This is a genomic window from Pseudoxanthomonas sp. LjRoot206, assembly GCF_056175725.1.
In genome coordinates, this window is the sequence record NZ_JBGFFI010000001.1 from 428432 (window position 1) to 444358 (window position 15927).

At 68.1% G+C, this 15927-nt stretch carries 20 protein-coding genes; 18 read left to right on the top strand and 2 right to left on the bottom strand.

The features are described 5' to 3' along the window. Positions 1 to 5 precede the first annotated feature (5 nt). On the bottom strand, positions 6 to 959 hold the full coding sequence (locus AC04MD_RS02195; protein WP_475495687.1) for an AAA family ATPase: 954 nt from the start codon (positions 957 to 959) through the stop codon (positions 6 to 8). A 44-nt stretch (positions 960 to 1003) separates the two neighbouring features. Between AC04MD_RS02195 and AC04MD_RS02200 the strand changes: the two genes are divergently transcribed. Next, positions 1004 to 2845 carry a glycosyltransferase family 39 protein gene (locus AC04MD_RS02200; protein WP_475495688.1) on the top strand — a complete coding sequence of 614 codons (1842 nt, stop codon included), beginning with the start codon at positions 1004 to 1006 and terminating at the stop codon, positions 2843 to 2845. A gap of 9 nt (positions 2846 to 2854) precedes the next feature. Here the strand turns inward: AC04MD_RS02200 and AC04MD_RS02205 are convergent, their stop codons facing one another. Next, positions 2855 to 3424 (bottom strand): Maf family protein, encoded by a 570-nt coding sequence (locus AC04MD_RS02205; RefSeq protein ID WP_475495689.1) that lies wholly within the window; start codon positions 3422 to 3424, stop codon positions 2855 to 2857. 123 nt (positions 3425 to 3547) lie between these two features. Here AC04MD_RS02205 and AC04MD_RS02210 point away from each other — a divergent pair, with 123 nt between their 5' ends. The 17 genes from AC04MD_RS02210 to AC04MD_RS02290 all read left to right on the top strand — a co-directional run bounded on the left by AC04MD_RS02210 (position 3548) and on the right by AC04MD_RS02290 (position 15865). After that, a complete protein-coding gene (locus AC04MD_RS02210; protein ID WP_475495690.1) occupies positions 3548 to 4054 on the top strand; it encodes a YceD family protein in 507 nt (168 codons plus the stop codon). Positions 4055 to 4121: 67 nt separating this feature from the next. Beyond that, positions 4122 to 4316 carry a 50S ribosomal protein L32 gene (rpmF, locus tag AC04MD_RS02215; protein WP_162336389.1) on the top strand — a complete coding sequence of 65 codons (195 nt, stop codon included), beginning with the start codon at positions 4122 to 4124 and terminating at the stop codon, positions 4314 to 4316. An 88-nt stretch (positions 4317 to 4404) separates the two neighbouring features. Further along, a complete protein-coding gene (locus tag AC04MD_RS02220) occupies positions 4405 to 5400 on the top strand; it encodes a beta-ketoacyl-ACP synthase III (RefSeq protein ID WP_475495691.1) in 996 nt (331 codons plus the stop codon). 165 nt (positions 5401 to 5565) lie between these two features. After that, a complete protein-coding gene (gene fabD / locus AC04MD_RS02225; RefSeq protein ID WP_475495692.1) occupies positions 5566 to 6525 on the top strand; it encodes an ACP S-malonyltransferase in 960 nt (319 codons plus the stop codon). 61 nt (positions 6526 to 6586) lie between these two features. Further along, positions 6587 to 7330, top strand: a complete 744-nt coding sequence (gene fabG / locus AC04MD_RS02230) for a 3-oxoacyl-ACP reductase FabG (RefSeq protein ID WP_475495693.1) — start codon at positions 6587 to 6589, stop codon at positions 7328 to 7330. A gap of 142 nt (positions 7331 to 7472) precedes the next feature. Beyond that, a complete protein-coding gene (gene acpP, locus AC04MD_RS02235) occupies positions 7473 to 7712 on the top strand; it encodes an acyl carrier protein (protein WP_014161144.1) in 240 nt (79 codons plus the stop codon). A 113-nt stretch (positions 7713 to 7825) separates the two neighbouring features. Then, on the top strand, positions 7826 to 9067 hold the full coding sequence (gene fabF, locus AC04MD_RS02240) for a beta-ketoacyl-ACP synthase II (RefSeq protein ID WP_475495694.1): 1242 nt from the start codon (positions 7826 to 7828) through the stop codon (positions 9065 to 9067). A 142-nt stretch (positions 9068 to 9209) separates the two neighbouring features. Next, positions 9210 to 10571 carry an aminodeoxychorismate synthase component I gene (locus tag AC04MD_RS02245; protein WP_475495695.1) on the top strand — a complete coding sequence of 454 codons (1362 nt, stop codon included), beginning with the start codon at positions 9210 to 9212 and terminating at the stop codon, positions 10569 to 10571. Between the two features lie 78 nt (positions 10572 to 10649). After that, the gene (mltG, locus tag AC04MD_RS02250; protein WP_475495696.1) at positions 10650 to 11717 is read left to right on the top strand and encodes an endolytic transglycosylase MltG; all 1068 of its coding nucleotides are present in this window, start codon (positions 10650 to 10652) and stop codon (positions 11715 to 11717) included. Further along, positions 11714 to 12376, top strand: coding sequence for a dTMP kinase (tmk, locus tag AC04MD_RS02255; protein ID WP_475495697.1), 663 nt, complete (start codon positions 11714 to 11716; stop codon positions 12374 to 12376). The genes mltG and tmk overlap by 4 nt, the downstream gene beginning before the upstream one ends. Further along, on the top strand, positions 12373 to 13347 hold the full coding sequence (locus AC04MD_RS02260) for a DNA polymerase III subunit delta' (RefSeq protein ID WP_475495698.1): 975 nt from the start codon (positions 12373 to 12375) through the stop codon (positions 13345 to 13347). Before tmk ends, AC04MD_RS02260 begins: the two co-directional genes overlap by 4 nt. Positions 13348 to 13366: 19 nt before the next feature. Then, the gene (locus AC04MD_RS02265) at positions 13367 to 13720 is read left to right on the top strand and encodes a PilZ domain-containing protein (protein ID WP_192271587.1); all 354 of its coding nucleotides are present in this window, start codon (positions 13367 to 13369) and stop codon (positions 13718 to 13720) included. Positions 13721 to 13772: 52 nt separating this feature from the next. Beyond that, positions 13773 to 14036 carry a hypothetical protein gene (locus AC04MD_RS02270; RefSeq protein WP_475495699.1) on the top strand — a complete coding sequence of 88 codons (264 nt, stop codon included), beginning with the start codon at positions 13773 to 13775 and terminating at the stop codon, positions 14034 to 14036. A 62-nt stretch (positions 14037 to 14098) separates the two neighbouring features. Continuing rightward, complete coding sequence (locus tag AC04MD_RS02275) at positions 14099 to 14470, top strand: YciI family protein (RefSeq protein WP_475495700.1); 372 nt, start codon at positions 14099 to 14101, stop codon at positions 14468 to 14470. Positions 14471 to 14674: 204 nt separating this feature from the next. After that, positions 14675 to 15058, top strand: a complete 384-nt coding sequence (locus AC04MD_RS02280) for a GFA family protein (protein WP_475495701.1) — start codon at positions 14675 to 14677, stop codon at positions 15056 to 15058. Between the two features lie 89 nt (positions 15059 to 15147). After that, positions 15148 to 15372 carry a hypothetical protein gene (locus AC04MD_RS02285; RefSeq protein WP_475495702.1) on the top strand — a complete coding sequence of 75 codons (225 nt, stop codon included), beginning with the start codon at positions 15148 to 15150 and terminating at the stop codon, positions 15370 to 15372. Continuing rightward, on the top strand, positions 15362 to 15865 hold the full coding sequence (locus tag AC04MD_RS02290) for a hypothetical protein (RefSeq protein WP_475495703.1): 504 nt from the start codon (positions 15362 to 15364) through the stop codon (positions 15863 to 15865). Before AC04MD_RS02285 ends, AC04MD_RS02290 begins: the two co-directional genes overlap by 11 nt. The last annotated feature ends 62 nt before the right edge of the window (positions 15866 to 15927 follow it).

Consider the following 15927-nt stretch of genomic DNA (forward strand, 5'->3'; position numbering starts at 1 on the left):
CACGTTCAATCCACCGGCACCGCGTGCAGGATCGCCTTGGCCAGCGCACCTGCCGAGACGGCCTCCGCCTCCGGCACCAGGCGATGCGCCGCGACCGCCCCGAACAGCGCCTGCACGTCGTCAGGCAGCACATGGTGGCGGCCCAGCAGCAGGGCATACGCACGCGCCGCGCGCAGCAGGGCGATGCCCGCACGCGGCGACAGGCCGACGCGCACACCGGGATGCTGGCGGCTGCGCGTGAGCAGCGCCTGGACGTAGTCGATCAGCGCGTCGCTGGCATGGACGCTGTTTACCGCGTCGCGCAGCGCCAGCACATCGTCGGTCGACAGCAGCGGCATGGCCTGCGCGATCATCATGCGCCGGTCACTACCGGCGAGCAGCTCGCGTTCGGACTCGGCGCTGGGATACCCAAGTGCCAGACGCAGCAGGAAGCGATCCAGTTGCGAATCCGGCAACGGATAGGTGCCGGACAGGTCCACCGGGTTCTGCGTGGCGATCACGAAGAACGGCTGCGGCAACGCATGGGTGACGCCGTCCAGCGTGACCTGGTGCTCGGCCATCGCCTCCAGCAGCGCACTCTGCGTGCGCGGAGGGGCGCGGTTGATCTCGTCGGCGAGCAGGACATTGGTGAACACGGGGCCGGGATGGAAGGTGAAGGCACGCGCATGCGCGTCATACACCGACACGCCCAGCACATCGGCAGGCAAAAGGTCCGAGGTGAACTGCACGCGCTGGAAGCTGAGCCCCAACGTGGCGGCCAATGCATGGGCCAGTGTCGTCTTGCCCAGGCCGGGCAGATCCTCGATCAGCAGATGGCCGTCGGACAGCAGTGCGACGAAGGCGAGCCGCACTTCGTGCGACTTGCCCAGCACCAGCGAGTTCACCTGCGCCTGCGCGCGCGCAAGGGCATCGGCCAGGCCTTCGGATAGCATAGGGCGGGTGCTGGGGATGGCGGACATCGCGCTCTCGGTTTTCGATCGTGGGTTGAGGGCAGTGTAGCGAGATGGACGAAGAACAACGCGCGAGACAATGGTTCCTGGCCGTGTGGGCAATCGTGACGGTCGTCAAGGTCGCGATCGCCTCGCGCCTGCCGTTGTTCGTGGATGAGGCCTTCTACTGGCAGGAAGGGCAGCATCTGGCCGCGGCCTACTCCGATCTGCCGGGATTGACCGCATGGCTCGCGCGACTGGGCACGGAACTGGGCGGCCACCACGTGCTGGCGGTGCGTGCACCGTTCCTGCTGATGGCCGCGCTGCTCCCGTGGCTGGTCGCCCGGAGCGCGGCGCACTGGTTCGGTGCGACGGTCGGTTGGCAGGCGGCGATGCTGACCGTGCTGATGCCGCTGTCGGGCACGCTGGGATTGCTTGCATTGCCGGACGTACCCATGGCGCTGGCCACCGTGCTGTGCGCCGACGCCGGTGCGCGGTTGTTGCGCGAGGTCGGCGCGATGTCCGCGACCGAGCTGGCGCTGGGCCTGATGATCGGTGCACTCAGTCACTACCGTTTCATCGGCGTGATCGGCGTCGGCCTGCTGGCGCTGCTCTGGTTGCCTGAAGGCCGCAAGGTGCTGCGCGACGCACGGGTGTGGGTCGCGCTGGCGGTGGGCGTGCTGGCCTGGGCACCGTTGCTGGCCTGGAACCTCGAGTACGCCGACGCAGGCCTGCGGTTCCAGTTGCTGGACCGCCATCCGTGGAGCTTCCACGGCGACGGCTTCCGCTTCGTGCTGGTGCAGGCGGCCATGGCGACGCCGCTGCTGTTCAGGGCCATGCTCGTGGTCTGCCTGCGCGGCATCCGGGGCGAAACCCAAGCGGGTACCGCATGGCGCTACTTCGCGCTGCTGGGCGCGCTGTCGACCCTAAGCTTCTTCGTGCTGGGCTTCTTCGCCGACAACGAGCGGGTCAGTTTCCACTGGACGTTGCCCGGGTATCTCGCCCTGCTCGTGGTGGTGCCGCTGCTGCTGCAGGAATGGTCGGCTGCGCGTCGTCGTGCGAGCTGGGGCCTCGCCGCGCTCGGCGCGCTGCTGATGCTGGGGTACTACGTGGCCGTTTCGCTGCCCGGACTGCGGACGCAGGTCGCGGGCAGCAAATACTACCCGGAGAACTTCGCGGGCTGGAATGCGCTGGCCGACGAGGTGCGGGCAGTGCAGGCAACGTTGCCGGAGGGAACGGTGCTGCTTGCGGACAGTTTCAAGACGGGGGCGGAGCTGGGCTTCGCCCTTGAGGACGCGGATATTCCCGTGCTTGATCATCCGCTCAATCGCAAGCACGGGCGCGCGCCACAACTCCAGTTGTGGGGACTCCAGCATGACGGCTCGCGCGCTGAGCCCACGCTGCTGGTCGTCGGCGCCACCGACGTGAAGTTCAGCGCGTTGCTCGCGCACTACCAGCAGCTGTGCCAGGTCGTCGGCCCATTGCCGCCCGCGCGGGTGGTGAACATCGACCACGGCGCGCGCCGGTTCCTGTTGTTCGCACTGCCGGCGGCCCGCGCGCAGGGCGACTGCAGCACGCCGGTCGTCGCCAACATCGATGTGCCCGCGGCGGGCGCCCGAGTGGACAGGCGCTTCACGGTTGGCGGCTGGGCGGTGAAGGACGCCGTGGGCGTGGCGAAGGTGGAGGTCTTGCTCGACGGCCGGGTCGTCGCCGTGGCCGAGGACGCGGGGCCTAATGAATGGTTGCGCGGTTTCCTCAAGAACGCGTCGCGCGATCCGCGCATGCCGCAGGTTCAGTTCACGGCCGAGGTCGATGCCGGGGACGTGCCCGCGGGCCGTCATTGGCTGGGGCTGCGGGTGACCGGTGGCGATGGCAGTGTCGAGACCTGGGCCGATCAGCCGATCCAGATCCGCTGAGAGTCCGGGTCAGGGCAGGTCGAAGCCGGCTTCGCGCAGCATCCGGCACACGGCGATCAGCGGCAGGCCGACCAGCGCCGTGGGGTCCGACGACTCGATGGCATCGAACAGGGCGATCCCCAACCCTTCCGACTTGAAGCTGCCCGCGCAGTCGAAGGGCTGCTCGGTATCCACGTAGCGCTCGATTTCGGCGGGGGAAAGGGTGCGGAACCGAACGGTGGTGACGTCCTGGGCCTGCAGGATGTCTTCGTCGCGGACCAGGCAGACGGCGGTATGAAAGTGGACCTGCCGACCCGACATGGCGGTCAGCTGGGCGATGGCGGCCTCCCGATGCCCGGGCTTGCCCAGCGGCTGCCCGTCCAGCTCGGCGGCCTGGTCGGAGCCGATGACCCAGGCCCCGGGATGCTGCCGGGCGATGGCCTCGGCCTTGGCCCGGGCCAGACGGACCGCCAGGGCGGGCACGGGTTCGGCATCCAGCGGGATTTCGTCTACCTCGGGGCGGGCGATATGGAGCGGCAGCCGCAGCCGTTCTAGCAGTTCGCGCCGGTAGCGGGAGGTGGACGCGAGCATCAGCGGCATGGGACGGTACCGGCAGGGAACGGGGCGGGGGAGTCTGCCCGCCGGCCGGGCCGGGGGCAAGCCATCCTCGTCGTCCGGGGTTGTTTGACAGTTCGGTCGTTGATCCTTAACATTCAGCGGCTTATGTCCGCGAATACGCCCGAGATGTTGGATGCTTGGCGCATGGTCGCGACCCGGCGCAGTTTCGAAGGCCGCCTGCCGTTGTCCTCGATGACGCGTTTGCAGGGCCTTCTTGTCGATACCGAAGGCGACGTGCGGTACGCGATCGAGTTCGATCACGACGCGCTGAGGGTGCCTTATATCGCGCTGCGGATCGAGGCCGGCCTGCCGCTGGTGTGCCAGCGCAGCCTGCAGCGGTTCGTGTTGCCGGTGACGGTGGAGCAGCGGTTGGGGCTGGTGCGCAGCGAGGATGAAGAATCCGCGCTGCCGCCCGGCTACGAAGCCCTGCTGGTACCGGAAGACGGCATGCTGCGCCCCGCCGACCTGGTGGAGGACGAACTGGTCCTCGCCGTGCCGGTGGTGCCGGTGGATCCCTCGTCCGAGGCCATCGAAAGCGAGTGGGCCGCGGACGAAGAAGAAGTGGCGAAGACCAGTCCGTTCGCGGCGCTGGCCTCGCTGAAGAAGAACTAGCCGCTACCGCGGTCTGGCAACACGAACCGCAAGGTTCACCAACAGATACAAGAGCTGGAGCAATCCCATGGCTGTGCAGAAATCCCGCGTCACCCCGTCCCGTCGTGGCCAGCGTCGTTCGCACGACGCGCTGACCGCCAAGCAGCTGTCGACCGACCCGACCACGGGCGAGATCCACCTGCGCCACCACGTGACCGCCGATGGTTACTACCGCGGCAAGAAGGTCATCGCCACCAAGACCTCGGCGGTCGAGGAAGATTGATCCGTGCGGCGCGCCCTCCAGCAGGGCGCGCTTGCTGCATGATCGATGACAACCAGGGCCCGTCACCGGGCCGGCAATGGGAGCGTGCATGAGCGAGCCGGGTAGCAAGGGGCGCATTTACGCGCGCATCGCCGGGACGGGCAGCTATCTGCCCGAAAAGGTGCTGACCAACGAGGACCTGTCGAAGCTGGTCGATACCAGCGACGAGTGGATCCAGTCCCGCACCGGCATACGCGAGCGCCATATCGCCGCCGAAGGCGAAACCGCCGGCGACCTGGGCTACCAGGCCGCGCTCCGCGCACTCGAGGCCGCCGGCGTCGATGGCGCCGAGATCGACCTGATCGTGGTGGGTACCACCACGCCGGACCTCATCTTTCCGTCCACCGCCTGCCTGATCCAGGCGCGCCTCGGCGCGTCCGGCTGTGCGGCGCTGGACGTCAATGCCGCCTGCTCGGGCTTCATCTATGCACTGAGCGTGGCGGAGAAATTCATCCGTTGCGGCGATGCCAAGACCGCACTGGTGATCGGTACCGAAACCCTCAGCCGCATCGTCGACTGGACCGAGCGCACCACCTGCGTGCTGTTCGGCGACGGCGCGGGCGCTGTCGTGCTCAAGGCCGATGGCGAAACCGGCATCCTCAGCACCCACCTGCACGCCGATGGCAGCAAGAAGGAACTGCTGTGGAATCCGGTCGGCGTGTCCACGGGTTTCAAGGCGGACGAGCCGAACAACGGCATCCGCATCGAGATGAAGGGCAACGACGTCTTCAAGTACGCCGTCAAGGCGCTGGACAGCGTCGTCGACGAAACGCTCGACGCCAACGGCCTGGACAAGCACGACCTGGACTGGCTGATTCCGCACCAGGCCAACCTGCGCATCATCGAAGCGACGGCCAAGCGCCTGGACATGTCGATGGACCAGGTCATCGTGACGGTCGACAAGCACGGCAACACCTCGTCCGGTTCGGTGCCGCTGGCGCTGGATACGGCCGTGCGTTCGGGTCGCGTGGAGCGCGGGCAATTGCTGCTGCTCGAAGCGTTCGGCGGCGGTTTCACCTGGGGCTCGGTGCTGCTGCGCTACTGATACGCACGCGGTGATCACATCATGAGGGCGATGCTGCGAGGCATCGCCTTCTTCGTTTCCGCAGGCAGTCGTGCGGCGCGATGACGATGCAGCGCACGCACGCTGCGCATACGCCCCGGTACAGACAATCCCGCGGGTTCGCCCGTATCATCGCGGCCTGATTTCATGCAGGGTGTCCGAGTGACTTCCACGCAATCCGCTTTCGTTTTCCCGGGCCAGGGCTCGCAGTCGGTCGGCATGCTGGCCGAACTGTCCGAACTGCATCCGGTCGTGCGCGAGACGTTCGCCGAAGCCTCCGAAGGTACCGGCGTCGACCTGTGGGCGCTGTCGCAGGGCGGCCCGGAAGAGATGCTCAACCGCACCGAGTATACGCAGCCGGCGCTGCTCGCGGCCGGCATCGCGGTGTGGCGCGCGTGGCAGCAGCAGGGTGGCGTGCAGCCGTCGCAGCTGGCGGGCCACAGCCTGGGTGAATACACCGCGCTGGTGGCGGCCGGCGCACTGTCGCTGAAAGACGGCGCGCATCTCGTGCGCCTGCGCGGCCAGCTGATGCAGGACGCCGCGCCGACGGGTGTCGGCGCGATGGCCGCAGTGCTCGGCGCCGAGGATGCGATGGTGGCGGAGGTCTGCGTGCAGGCGTCCGACAGCCGGATCGTCGTGCCGGCCAACTACAACTCGCCGGGCCAGATCGTGATCGGCGGCGATGCCGAAGCGGTCGATCGCGCGATCGCGCTGCTCACCGAGCGTGGCATCCGCAAGGTCGTGAAGCTGGCGGTCAGCGTGCCGTCGCACACGCCGCTGATGCGCGAAGCCGCGAACCGTCTCGCCGAGGTGATGGCAGGCCTCGCATGGCATGCGCCGGCGCTGCCCGTCGTGCAGAACGTCGACGCGCAGGTGCACACCGGTGCCGATGCGATCCGCGATGCGCTGGTGCGCCAGCTCTATCTGCCGGTGCGCTGGACCGAGTGCGTGCAGGTGCTGGCGTCGAACGGCGCGGTGCGCGTCGCCGAATGCGGGCCCGGCAAGGTGCTCGCCGGCCTGGTGAAGCGCATCGACAAGGGCCTGGACGCGCGCGCCATCGGCAACGTCGGCGACTTCCAGGGCGCACTCGCCGATTGGCAGGCCTGACGCACGCCACGTCCGTTCCCTTATCCTGTCCGCCACGTGCGGAACGTTCCAAGGACCCATCATGAGCAAGCCCCTGCAGGGTGAGATCGCACTCGTTACCGGCGCAAGCCGCGGCATCGGCGCCGCCATCGCCGACGCACTGGCCGCGCAGGGCGCAACGGTGATCGGCACGGCGACCACGGCGTCCGGTGCGCAGGCCATCGGCGAGCGCATGGCAGCGGCCGGCGGCCACGGCCGTGAGCTGAATGTCACCGATGCGGGCGCCGTCGATGCGCTGATCGATGCCGTCACCAAGGAATTCGGCAGCATCTCCATTCTGGTCAACAACGCCGGCATCACCCGCGACAACCTGCTGATGCGGATGAAGGACGAGGACTGGCAGGCCATCCTCGACACCAACCTCACCAGCGTCTACCGCACATCGAAGGCGGTGATGCGCGGCATGATGAAGGCGCGCAAGGGCCGCATCATCAATATCGCCTCGGTGATCGGCGTGACCGGCAATGCGGGGCAGGCGAACTACGCCGCCGCCAAGGCCGGCATCATCGCGTTCTCCAAGTCGCTGGCGAAGGAAATCGGCAGCCGTGGCGTCACCGTCAACGTCGTCGCTCCCGGCTTCATCGCCACCGACATGACCAAGGACCTGCCGGAAGACACCAAGAAGGCCCTCGGCGAACAGATCGCGCTGGGCCGTCTGGGCGAGCCGGCCGACATCGCGAACGCGGTCGCCTTCCTCGCGGGACCGGCCGCCGGCTACATCACTGGCGAAACCCTGCACGTCAACGGCGGCATGTACATGCCGTAAGAATTAGCTGTAAGTGGTTGATTCGGTAGCGATTGGCGATACCTGCCCGCCGCCGCCGGTTTCCACTACACTATCCCCGGTTTGCCTTCGCCCCGCGTCGGCAGAATCCAACACGTCACCCATCTCCGTCTGGAGCGAATCCATGAGCAGCATCGAAGAACGCGTCAAGAAAATCGTCGTCGAACAACTCGGCGTTAAGGAAGAAGAAGTCACCACCAGCGCATCGTTCGTCGATGACCTGGGCGCCGACTCGCTGGACACCGTTGAACTGGTGATGGCGCTGGAAGAAGAGTTCGAGTGCGAGATTCCGGACGAGGAAGCCGAGAAGATCACTTCGGTGCAGCAGGCCATCGACTACGTCAAGGCGCACGTCAAGGCGTAAGTCAGGCAGTCGCAGCAACCGTGTCGGGGCCGCGCATGCGGCCCCGCGCGTATCCGGCCCCCATCCGCCCGCGTATGCGGGACACGGCCGTCAAGATCCACAAGGAGTCCGATATGAGCCAGCGTCGTCGCGTCGTCGTCACCGGCATGGGCCTGGTGTCCCCCCTGGGCAATGACATGGCCAGCAGTTGGGACGGCATCGTCAACGGGCGTTCGGGCCTGGGTCCGATCACCACCTTCGATACCGAGGGCTACAGCACGAAGATCGCGGGCGAGATCCGCGGTTTCGATCCCACCGCCTTCGTGTCGCCGAAGGACGTGAAGAAGATGGACTCGTTCATCCACTACGGCCTCGCCGCGTCGCTGATGGCGATGGACGATGCCGGCTTGGAAGTGACCGAGGCCAATGCCGAGCGTATCGGCGCGATCATCGGCGCCGGCATCGGCGGCATCCTCGGCATCGAGGAAACCGCGGTGAAGCTGCACGAAGGCGGCCCGCGCAAGATTTCCCCGTTCTACATCCCCAGCACCATCATCAACATGCTGCCGGGCCACCTGAGCATCATGAAGGGGCTGAAGGGCCCCGGCTATTCGGCGGTCTCCGCCTGCGCCACCTCCAACCATTCCATCGGCATCGCCATGCGCACCATCCAGTACGGCGACGCCGACGTGATGGTCGCCGGCGGCGCCGAGCGCGGTTCGTCGCCGACCTCGGTGGGCGGCTTCTGCGCGATGAAGGCCATGTCCACCCGCAACGACGATCCGACCCGGGCCTCGCGTCCGTGGGACAAGGACCGCGACGGCTTCGTGCTGGGCGACGGCGCCGGCATCCTGGTGCTGGAAGAGTACGAGCACGCCAAGGCGCGCGGTGCGCGCATCTACTGCGAACTGGCCGGCTTCGGCGCCTCGCAGGACGCGTTCCACATGACCGCACCCAGCGAGAATGGCGAAGGCCCTGCGCGCTGCATGCGATCGGCGCTGAAGGACGCGGGCCTGAATCCCGAGCAGGTCGAGTACCTCAACGCGCATGGCACGTCCACGCCGCTGGGCGATCTGGCCGAGACGCTGGCGATGAAGCGCGCGCTGGGCGATCACGCGTACAAGATCATGGTCAGTTCCACCAAGTCGATGACCGGCCACCTCTTGGGCGCGGCGGGCGGTGCGGAAGCGATCTTCTCCGTGCTGGCCATCCACCACGGCATCATCCCGCCGACCATCAACCTGGACGAACCGGGCGAAGGCTGCGACCTCGACTACGTGCCGAACACGGCGCGCGAGAAGAAGATCGACGTCGCGGTATCCAACGGCTTCGGCTTCGGCGGCACCAATGGCACGCTGGTGTTCAAGCGGATCTGACGAGGCATCCTTCTCCCTGCGGGAGAAGGTGGCGCGTAGCGCCGGATGAGGGTGCGGCGAAATCATTGACCCCTGAACCATCGCATCTTCTCCGGACCCTCACCCCAACCCCTCTCCCGGCGGGAGAGGGGCCAGGAACACCATGATCGAAACGCGCGCGCTTCCGTCCGATACCGACCTGCTGTCCCTGCATCGTCTCGATCCGCAGCGCTATCCGGTGCTGCTGGAATCGGTGGCGTCCGGCACCGCCCAAGGACGCTGGGATTTCCTGCTGGTCGCCGACGGCACCGGCCTGCGCCTGGATGCGGATGGCATCACGCGTGATCTGCAGGGCAAGGCGGAGGCAGGCGATTTCCTCGCCGTGCTCGACCGGCATTGGCAAGCACAGCGCACGCCGAGCGAAGAGCCGCGCTGGCCGTTCCGTGGCGGCTGGGCGCTGCTGCTGGCGTACGAACTGGCGCAGCAGGTGGAGCCCGTGCTTCGGCTGCCGCAGGCACCAGCAACGCAACCCGTCGCGCTCGCACTGCGCTGTCCCGCCGCCGTGCTGCGCGACCGCAGCACCGGCGACTGCGTGATCGTCGCGGAAGCGGGGCAGGGCGAACTGATCGTGCGCACCGTCGCCGACGTCGCACGTGCGACCGAGCTGCCGCCGCTGCCCGCATGGCAACCGCCGGCGCGCATCGACGAGGACGAGCCCCGGCGCTTCACCGACGGCGTCGAGCGCATCCTCGACTACCTGCGCGCGGGCGACATCTTCCAGGTCAACCTGTCGCGTGCCTGGCAGGCGCGCTTCGATACGCCGCTCGATCCGGCCGCACTGTACGCACGCCTGCGCACCGCCAATCCGGCGCCATTCGCGGGCCTGTTTTCAGCGCCCGGCTGGACGGTGGTCAGTTCGTCGCCCGAGCGTCTGGTCTCGGTGCGCGGCGAGGTGGTGGAAACCCGGCCGATCGCCGGCACCCGCCCGCGCTTCGAGGGCGACGACGATGCGGCGCGCATCCGCGAACTGGTCGGCCATCCCAAGGAACGCGCCGAGCACGTCATGCTGATCGACCTGGAGCGCAACGACCTGGGGCGCGTCTGCACGCCCGGCAGCGTGCAGGTCGACGAACTGATGACGGTTGAGAGCTACGCGCACGTCCACCACATCGTCAGCAACGTGCGAGGGCATCTGCGAGCGGACGCGACGCCCGGAGAGGTAATCCGCGCCACCTTCCCCGGCGGCACCATCACCGGCTGCCCCAAGGTGCGCTGCATGCAGATCATCGCCGAACTGGAGCAGGTGCCGCGTGGCGCCTACACGGGCGCGTTCGGCTGGCTCAACCGCGACGGCGACCTCGACCTGAACATCCTGATCCGCAGTGCCGAGGTCATGGCCGACGGTCCGGGCAGCGTGGCCCGGTTCCGCACCGGCGCAGGCATCGTCGCCGATTCGGTCCCGGACAAGGAACTGGATGAGACGCGGGCGAAGGCGCGCGGCGTGCTGAAGGCGCTGGAAGGCTGACCGCGCGGCCGGCCGGCCCCACCGCCTGAGACAGCGACCGGGTATCCTGCACAGCCTGCTTCACACCCCGAGGATTGCGTGGCGTCAGCACTCAAGCGCGGTTGCCGCTTCATCGTCATCACCTTCGTCCTGCTGCTGGTCCTGGCGGCGGGCGCGGCGTTCTGGCTGTGGCAGGGCCACCGCGGCTTCGCGGACACGGCCATCGGCGGTGTGGCGGCCGACGCCACCGTCGAGGTGGCCCGCGGCGATGCCTTTCCGACCGTGCTGCGCAAGCTGCGCGACAAGGGCGTCGCGCACGGCACGGACCTGCAATGGCGGTTGCTCGCCCGCGAGACCGACACCGCCAGCCAGCTCAAGGTCGGCGAGTACGCGCTGGATCCCGCCCTTACGCCGCGCGAGCTGCTGCGGCGCATGCGCGAGGGCCGCACGCTGCAATACCGCGTCACCCTCGTCGAGGGCTGGAACATCCGCCAGCTGCGCGCCGCGCTACGCAACGCCACGCCGCTGCAGCAGAAGACCGCGGACATGAGCGATGCCGAGCTGATGGCGGCGCTGGGCCATGAAGGGCAGCATCCGGAAGGCCGCTTCCTGCCGGAGACCTATGTCTACACGCGCAGCGAATCCGACCTCGACGTGCTCAAGCGCGCCTACGCGGCGATGGAGAAGACGCTGGAAGGCGTCTGGCAGGCGCGTGCGCAGGACGTGCCGCTGCAGTCGGCCGAAGAGGCGCTGATCCTGGCGTCGATCATCGAGAAGGAAACCGGCATCGCCGAAGAGCGGCCGGCCATCGCCGGCGTGTTTGCGCGCCGGTTGAAGCTCGGCATGCCGCTGCAGACCGATCCCACCGTCATCTACGGCATCGGCAGCAGCTACGACGGCAACATCCGCAAGCGCGACCTGCTGACCGACACGCCGTACAACACCTACACCCGCAAGGGTCTGACGCCGACGCCGATCGCCATGCCCGGCGCCGATGCGCTGAAGGCGGCGGTGAATCCCGCCGACGGCAACACGCTGTTCTTCGTGGCCGTCGGCGATGGCAGCGGACGCCACATCTTCTCGGCCACGCTCGCGGAGCACAACGCGGCCGTCGCGCGCTATCTGGTGACGCGTCGAGAAACCTTGCGCAAGGGGGAGGCGCCATGAGCGAGGCCCTGCTGTCGCAGCCGCGGCTGATCACGCTGGAAGGCGGCGAGGGCGCCGGCAAGACCAGCGCCATCGCCGCCATCCGCGACCGCCTGCAGGCCGCCGGCCACGACGTGGTGCTGACGCGCGAGCCCGGCGGCACGCCGCTGGCCGAACGCGTCCGCGAGCTGCTGCTCGGCGCGCAGGACGAACCGCTCGCCGCCGAGACCGAACTGCTGCTGATGTTCGCGTCGCGCGCCCAGCATGTGCGCCAGGTCGTGCGTCCTGCGCTGCGGCGTGGGGCGTTCGTCATCAGCGACCGCTTCACCGACTCCAGCTACGCCTACCAGGGCGCCGGCCGCGGACTGGATCCGGAATGGATCGCTGCGCTCGAACGCCGTGCGGTGGGGCTGACGCCGGGCCTGACCCTGCTGCTCGACCTCGATGTGCGCGAAGGTCGCGCCCGCACCGCCGGCCGCGACCTGTGGCCGGACCGCATCGAGAGCGAGCAGGACGATTTCTTCGAACGCGTGCGTGCCGGCTTCCGTGCGCGCGCCGCCGCCGAACCGCAGCGCTTCCGCGTGATCGATGCGGCGTTGCCGCCCGCCGGCGTGGCGGCGGCCGTCGATGCCGCCATAGGCGCCTACCTGCGCACGCTGACCGACAGCGACCTGGCATGAGCACCGTGTTTTCTCCCTGGCAGCAGCGCGCCTACGACCACGCCGTCGCGGCGCTGGAATCGGGTCGCCTCGGCCATGGCCTGCTGGTCTGCGGCCCCGCCGGTCTCGGCAAGCGCGCGGTGCTGGATCGCCTTGCGCGCCGCGTGCTGGCGCAGGAGCGCGATGCGAATGGCGAGCCGGCGGCGGGCGACCGCAGCGCGCGGCTGATCGATGCGGGCACGCATCCGGACCTGCAGGTCATCTCGTTCGTCGCCACCAAGGACGGCAGCAAGCTGCGCACCGAGATCGTCATTGACCAGATCCGCGAGATCTCGCAGAAGCTGGCGCTCACACCGCAGTACGGTGGCGCGCAGGTGGCGCTGATCGATCCGGCCGACGCGATCAACCGGTCCGCCTGCAACGCGCTGCTGAAGACGCTGGAAGAGCCCGCACCCAACCGCTACCTGTGGCTGGTCAGCGCGCAGCCGGCGCGCCTGCCGGCGACCATCCGCAGCCGCTGCCAGCGCATCGAGTTCCGCCTTCCGCCGCGCGACGAAGCGTTGGCGTGGCTGCAATCGCAGGGCCATGCGGCCGCCGATGCGGCGCGCGCGCTGGACGCGGCGCGCGGCCATCCGGGCCTGGCCGACGACTGGCTGCGCAACGATGGGCTGGCGCTGCGCGAGGCCGTGGCACGCGATATGCAGTGGCTGGAGAAGGGCGAGATCGGCGTAGTCGAGACCGCGCAGCGCTGGGCCAACGACGAACTGGCCGATGCGCGGCTGCGGCATGCGGCCGACCTGGCGCTGGCGCAGGCGGGCAGCGTCGGCTTGACCGATCCGGCCCGATTGAACAAGCTGGCCGCCTGGTTCGACGCCGCCAACCGCACCCGCGACCTGTTGCGGACCACGGTACGCGGCGACCTGGCCATGGTGGAACTGCTGCTGGCCTGGGCCGGCAGCGATCGCGGACGCGCCGTCGGGGCGCGACGCTGACCGAGACACGGAGACGCTGATGAATGCAGCAGGTGGACGGCAGGGCATCCTGTCACTGGCAGTCAAGGACAAGGCCGCGCTGTACAACGCCTACATGCCGTTCGTGAAGGGCGGCGGCATCTTCGTGCCCACGCCGAAGCGCTACTTCCTCGGCGACGAGGTCTTCCTGCTGCTGACCCTGCCCGAATCCAGCGACCGCCTGCCGGTGGCCGGCAAGGTGGTGTGGGTGACGCCGGTCGGCGCGCAGGGCAACCGCGCAGCCGGCATCGGCGTGCAGTTCGCCGAGAACGGCGAGGGCGAAGCCATCAAGAACCGCATCGAGACGATGCTGGCCGGCAGTCTCAACGGCGAGAAGCCGACGCACACGATGTGATGCGGATGACGGCCGCGATGCGCGTCCGTCATGATGCCCGGCGGTTCCGCCGGTGATCGCGTTCCTGAAGCGGCTCAAACCCAGTGGGCTGGGCCTGTTGCTGGCCGTGGTGTTCGCCAGCGCCGGCACCCTGGTGTTTGTGACGGCCGAACCACGGTACATGGCCCACCCCAACTCGCCCAGCCGCGCGGGCCTGTTTCCGCGCAGCATGCAGGTGGAAAAGGCCAGCAAGCGGACGGTGCAGTGGTACGGCATCGCCCTCGTGGCGTTCGGGATCGGCATCGCCGTGGTCTCGCTGTATACCCCGCGCGACTGAGGTCTTGTCGATTCCAGATCTTCGGCTTCGTCGTCCGTACATCCGTACCGGAAGGAGCTCCCATGAAATACCTCGGCCTGGCCTATTTCACCCCCGAGAAGTTCGCCGCGATGCGTCCGGAGGACGTCCAGGCGCTGGTGAGCCAATGCCCTGCGCTGGACGACAGGATGCGCGCGACCGGCAAGGTGCTGGTGTCCGCGTCGCTGGGCGATCTGGAGCACTGGCGTGCGCTGCGGCCGCGCGGCGGCAAGACCCAGGTCAGCGACGGGCCCTACACCGAATCGAAGGAAGTGGTGGGTGGCCTCTTCATCATCGAGGCGGACAGCCACGACGAAGCGCTGCGCATCGCCTCCATGCATCCGGCCGCGACGCTGGGCGAGGAGGGCGGCTGGGCCGTCGAGCTTATTCCGATGGACTTCTATCTGGCGTCGTGAGGGCGGGGGCGAATTCCCAAGGCACGTGTGCGTCGTCCGTTCCGCGACCTGGATGGGACGGCATTGCTAATGGCTTCCAGCCGATAGCTTGCGTGCGGTGGGATGGCGGCCTGACACTCCACGCACGTCTATGCTGGCGTCGACGCCGCCTCGCAACGCGGTTCAACGCGAACGCCAGCCGCACCGCACATCAGGATGTTGACCATGAGCCACGAACCGCTAGCACCGTCGCTCGAGGGTTCCTGCCATTGCGGTGCGGTGCGCCTGGTGCTTCCCGCCGCGCCGGACGAGGCGCTGAGCTGCAACTGCTCGCTCTGCCGTCGTTCGGGGGGTATCTGGGCGTTCTACGCATTCGGGACCGTCACCGTCCACGGTCATCCCGAGCATACGGAAGACTACATCTGCGGTGATCGCACACTGCGCAACGTGCGTTGCATGACCTGCGGTGTCGTCACCCACTGGGAGCCGCTCGATCCCAAGCCGGGCGCCCGGCATGGCGTCAACCTGCGCAACTTCGAACCGGCACTTGTAGACACCCTGGTCGTCAGGCGCTTCGACGGTGCGGATACCTGGGCCTTCCTCGATTGATCCTGTGTCGAGCCACGGCGTTAGAAAATCCATTCATTCCGAACCCGTTTCGCGACTCGGCTCAAACCAGGCGATAGGCGCCCCATCAGATGCTCCAAGAGATCATTGGATTCTGGCAGTTCAACGTCTGGCGCGGCCTGGTGAGTCTCGCGGCCGGTCTGGTGGTCGTGTCGCCGTGCCTGCTTGTCCCGTCCTGGCGCCGCAGGCTGCTCAGGTCGGACGTCGACATCGAGGATGTCGGCGCCATCGCGCTGGTCGTCCTGCTGGTGGCGGTCGGGTGTTACCACTACGTCGGTGCAGCCGATGGCGCTTGAGTCTTCCTTCAGGCTGGCGTGGCGTCCTGGCGCGGCCTGGTTCGGGCGCCCGGCAACTCGTACGAGGAAGCGATCGGCCATTGCGCTCACGATCGTCCTGCCTGCGCTGCTCTCCGGCTGCCCGGGCGAAGGCTATTCGACGTGCTCGAGCGAGCCCGTCACCCACCCGGAAGGGAAGTGCGCGGCCTATTACTACACGACCGATTACGGTAGCGGCGGCGCAACGACGCAGGCCCTGACGGAGTGCACCATCGGCTCGCAGCGCGGCGGTGGCAACATCGTCGCGTTCCACTCGCTCCAGCGCGGCATCGGCCTCCGGTGGATCGACCCGCATACGCTCGAGGTATCGGTGCCCGACGACGTCAGGCTGGAGGATCAGCGCATGAGCGACGTCTACGCCGGCTATCCGCTGACGTACACGTACCGGCGCCTGTCGCCGGAGAGTCCCGCGTTTGCAGGATGCAGGCCGGTACGCCGGCAGAAAGATGCCTGAAAATTCTTGCGGGCCGACGCGTGCGCATCAGTTCGACCAGCGGCTACGCGCCGCGTCGACAC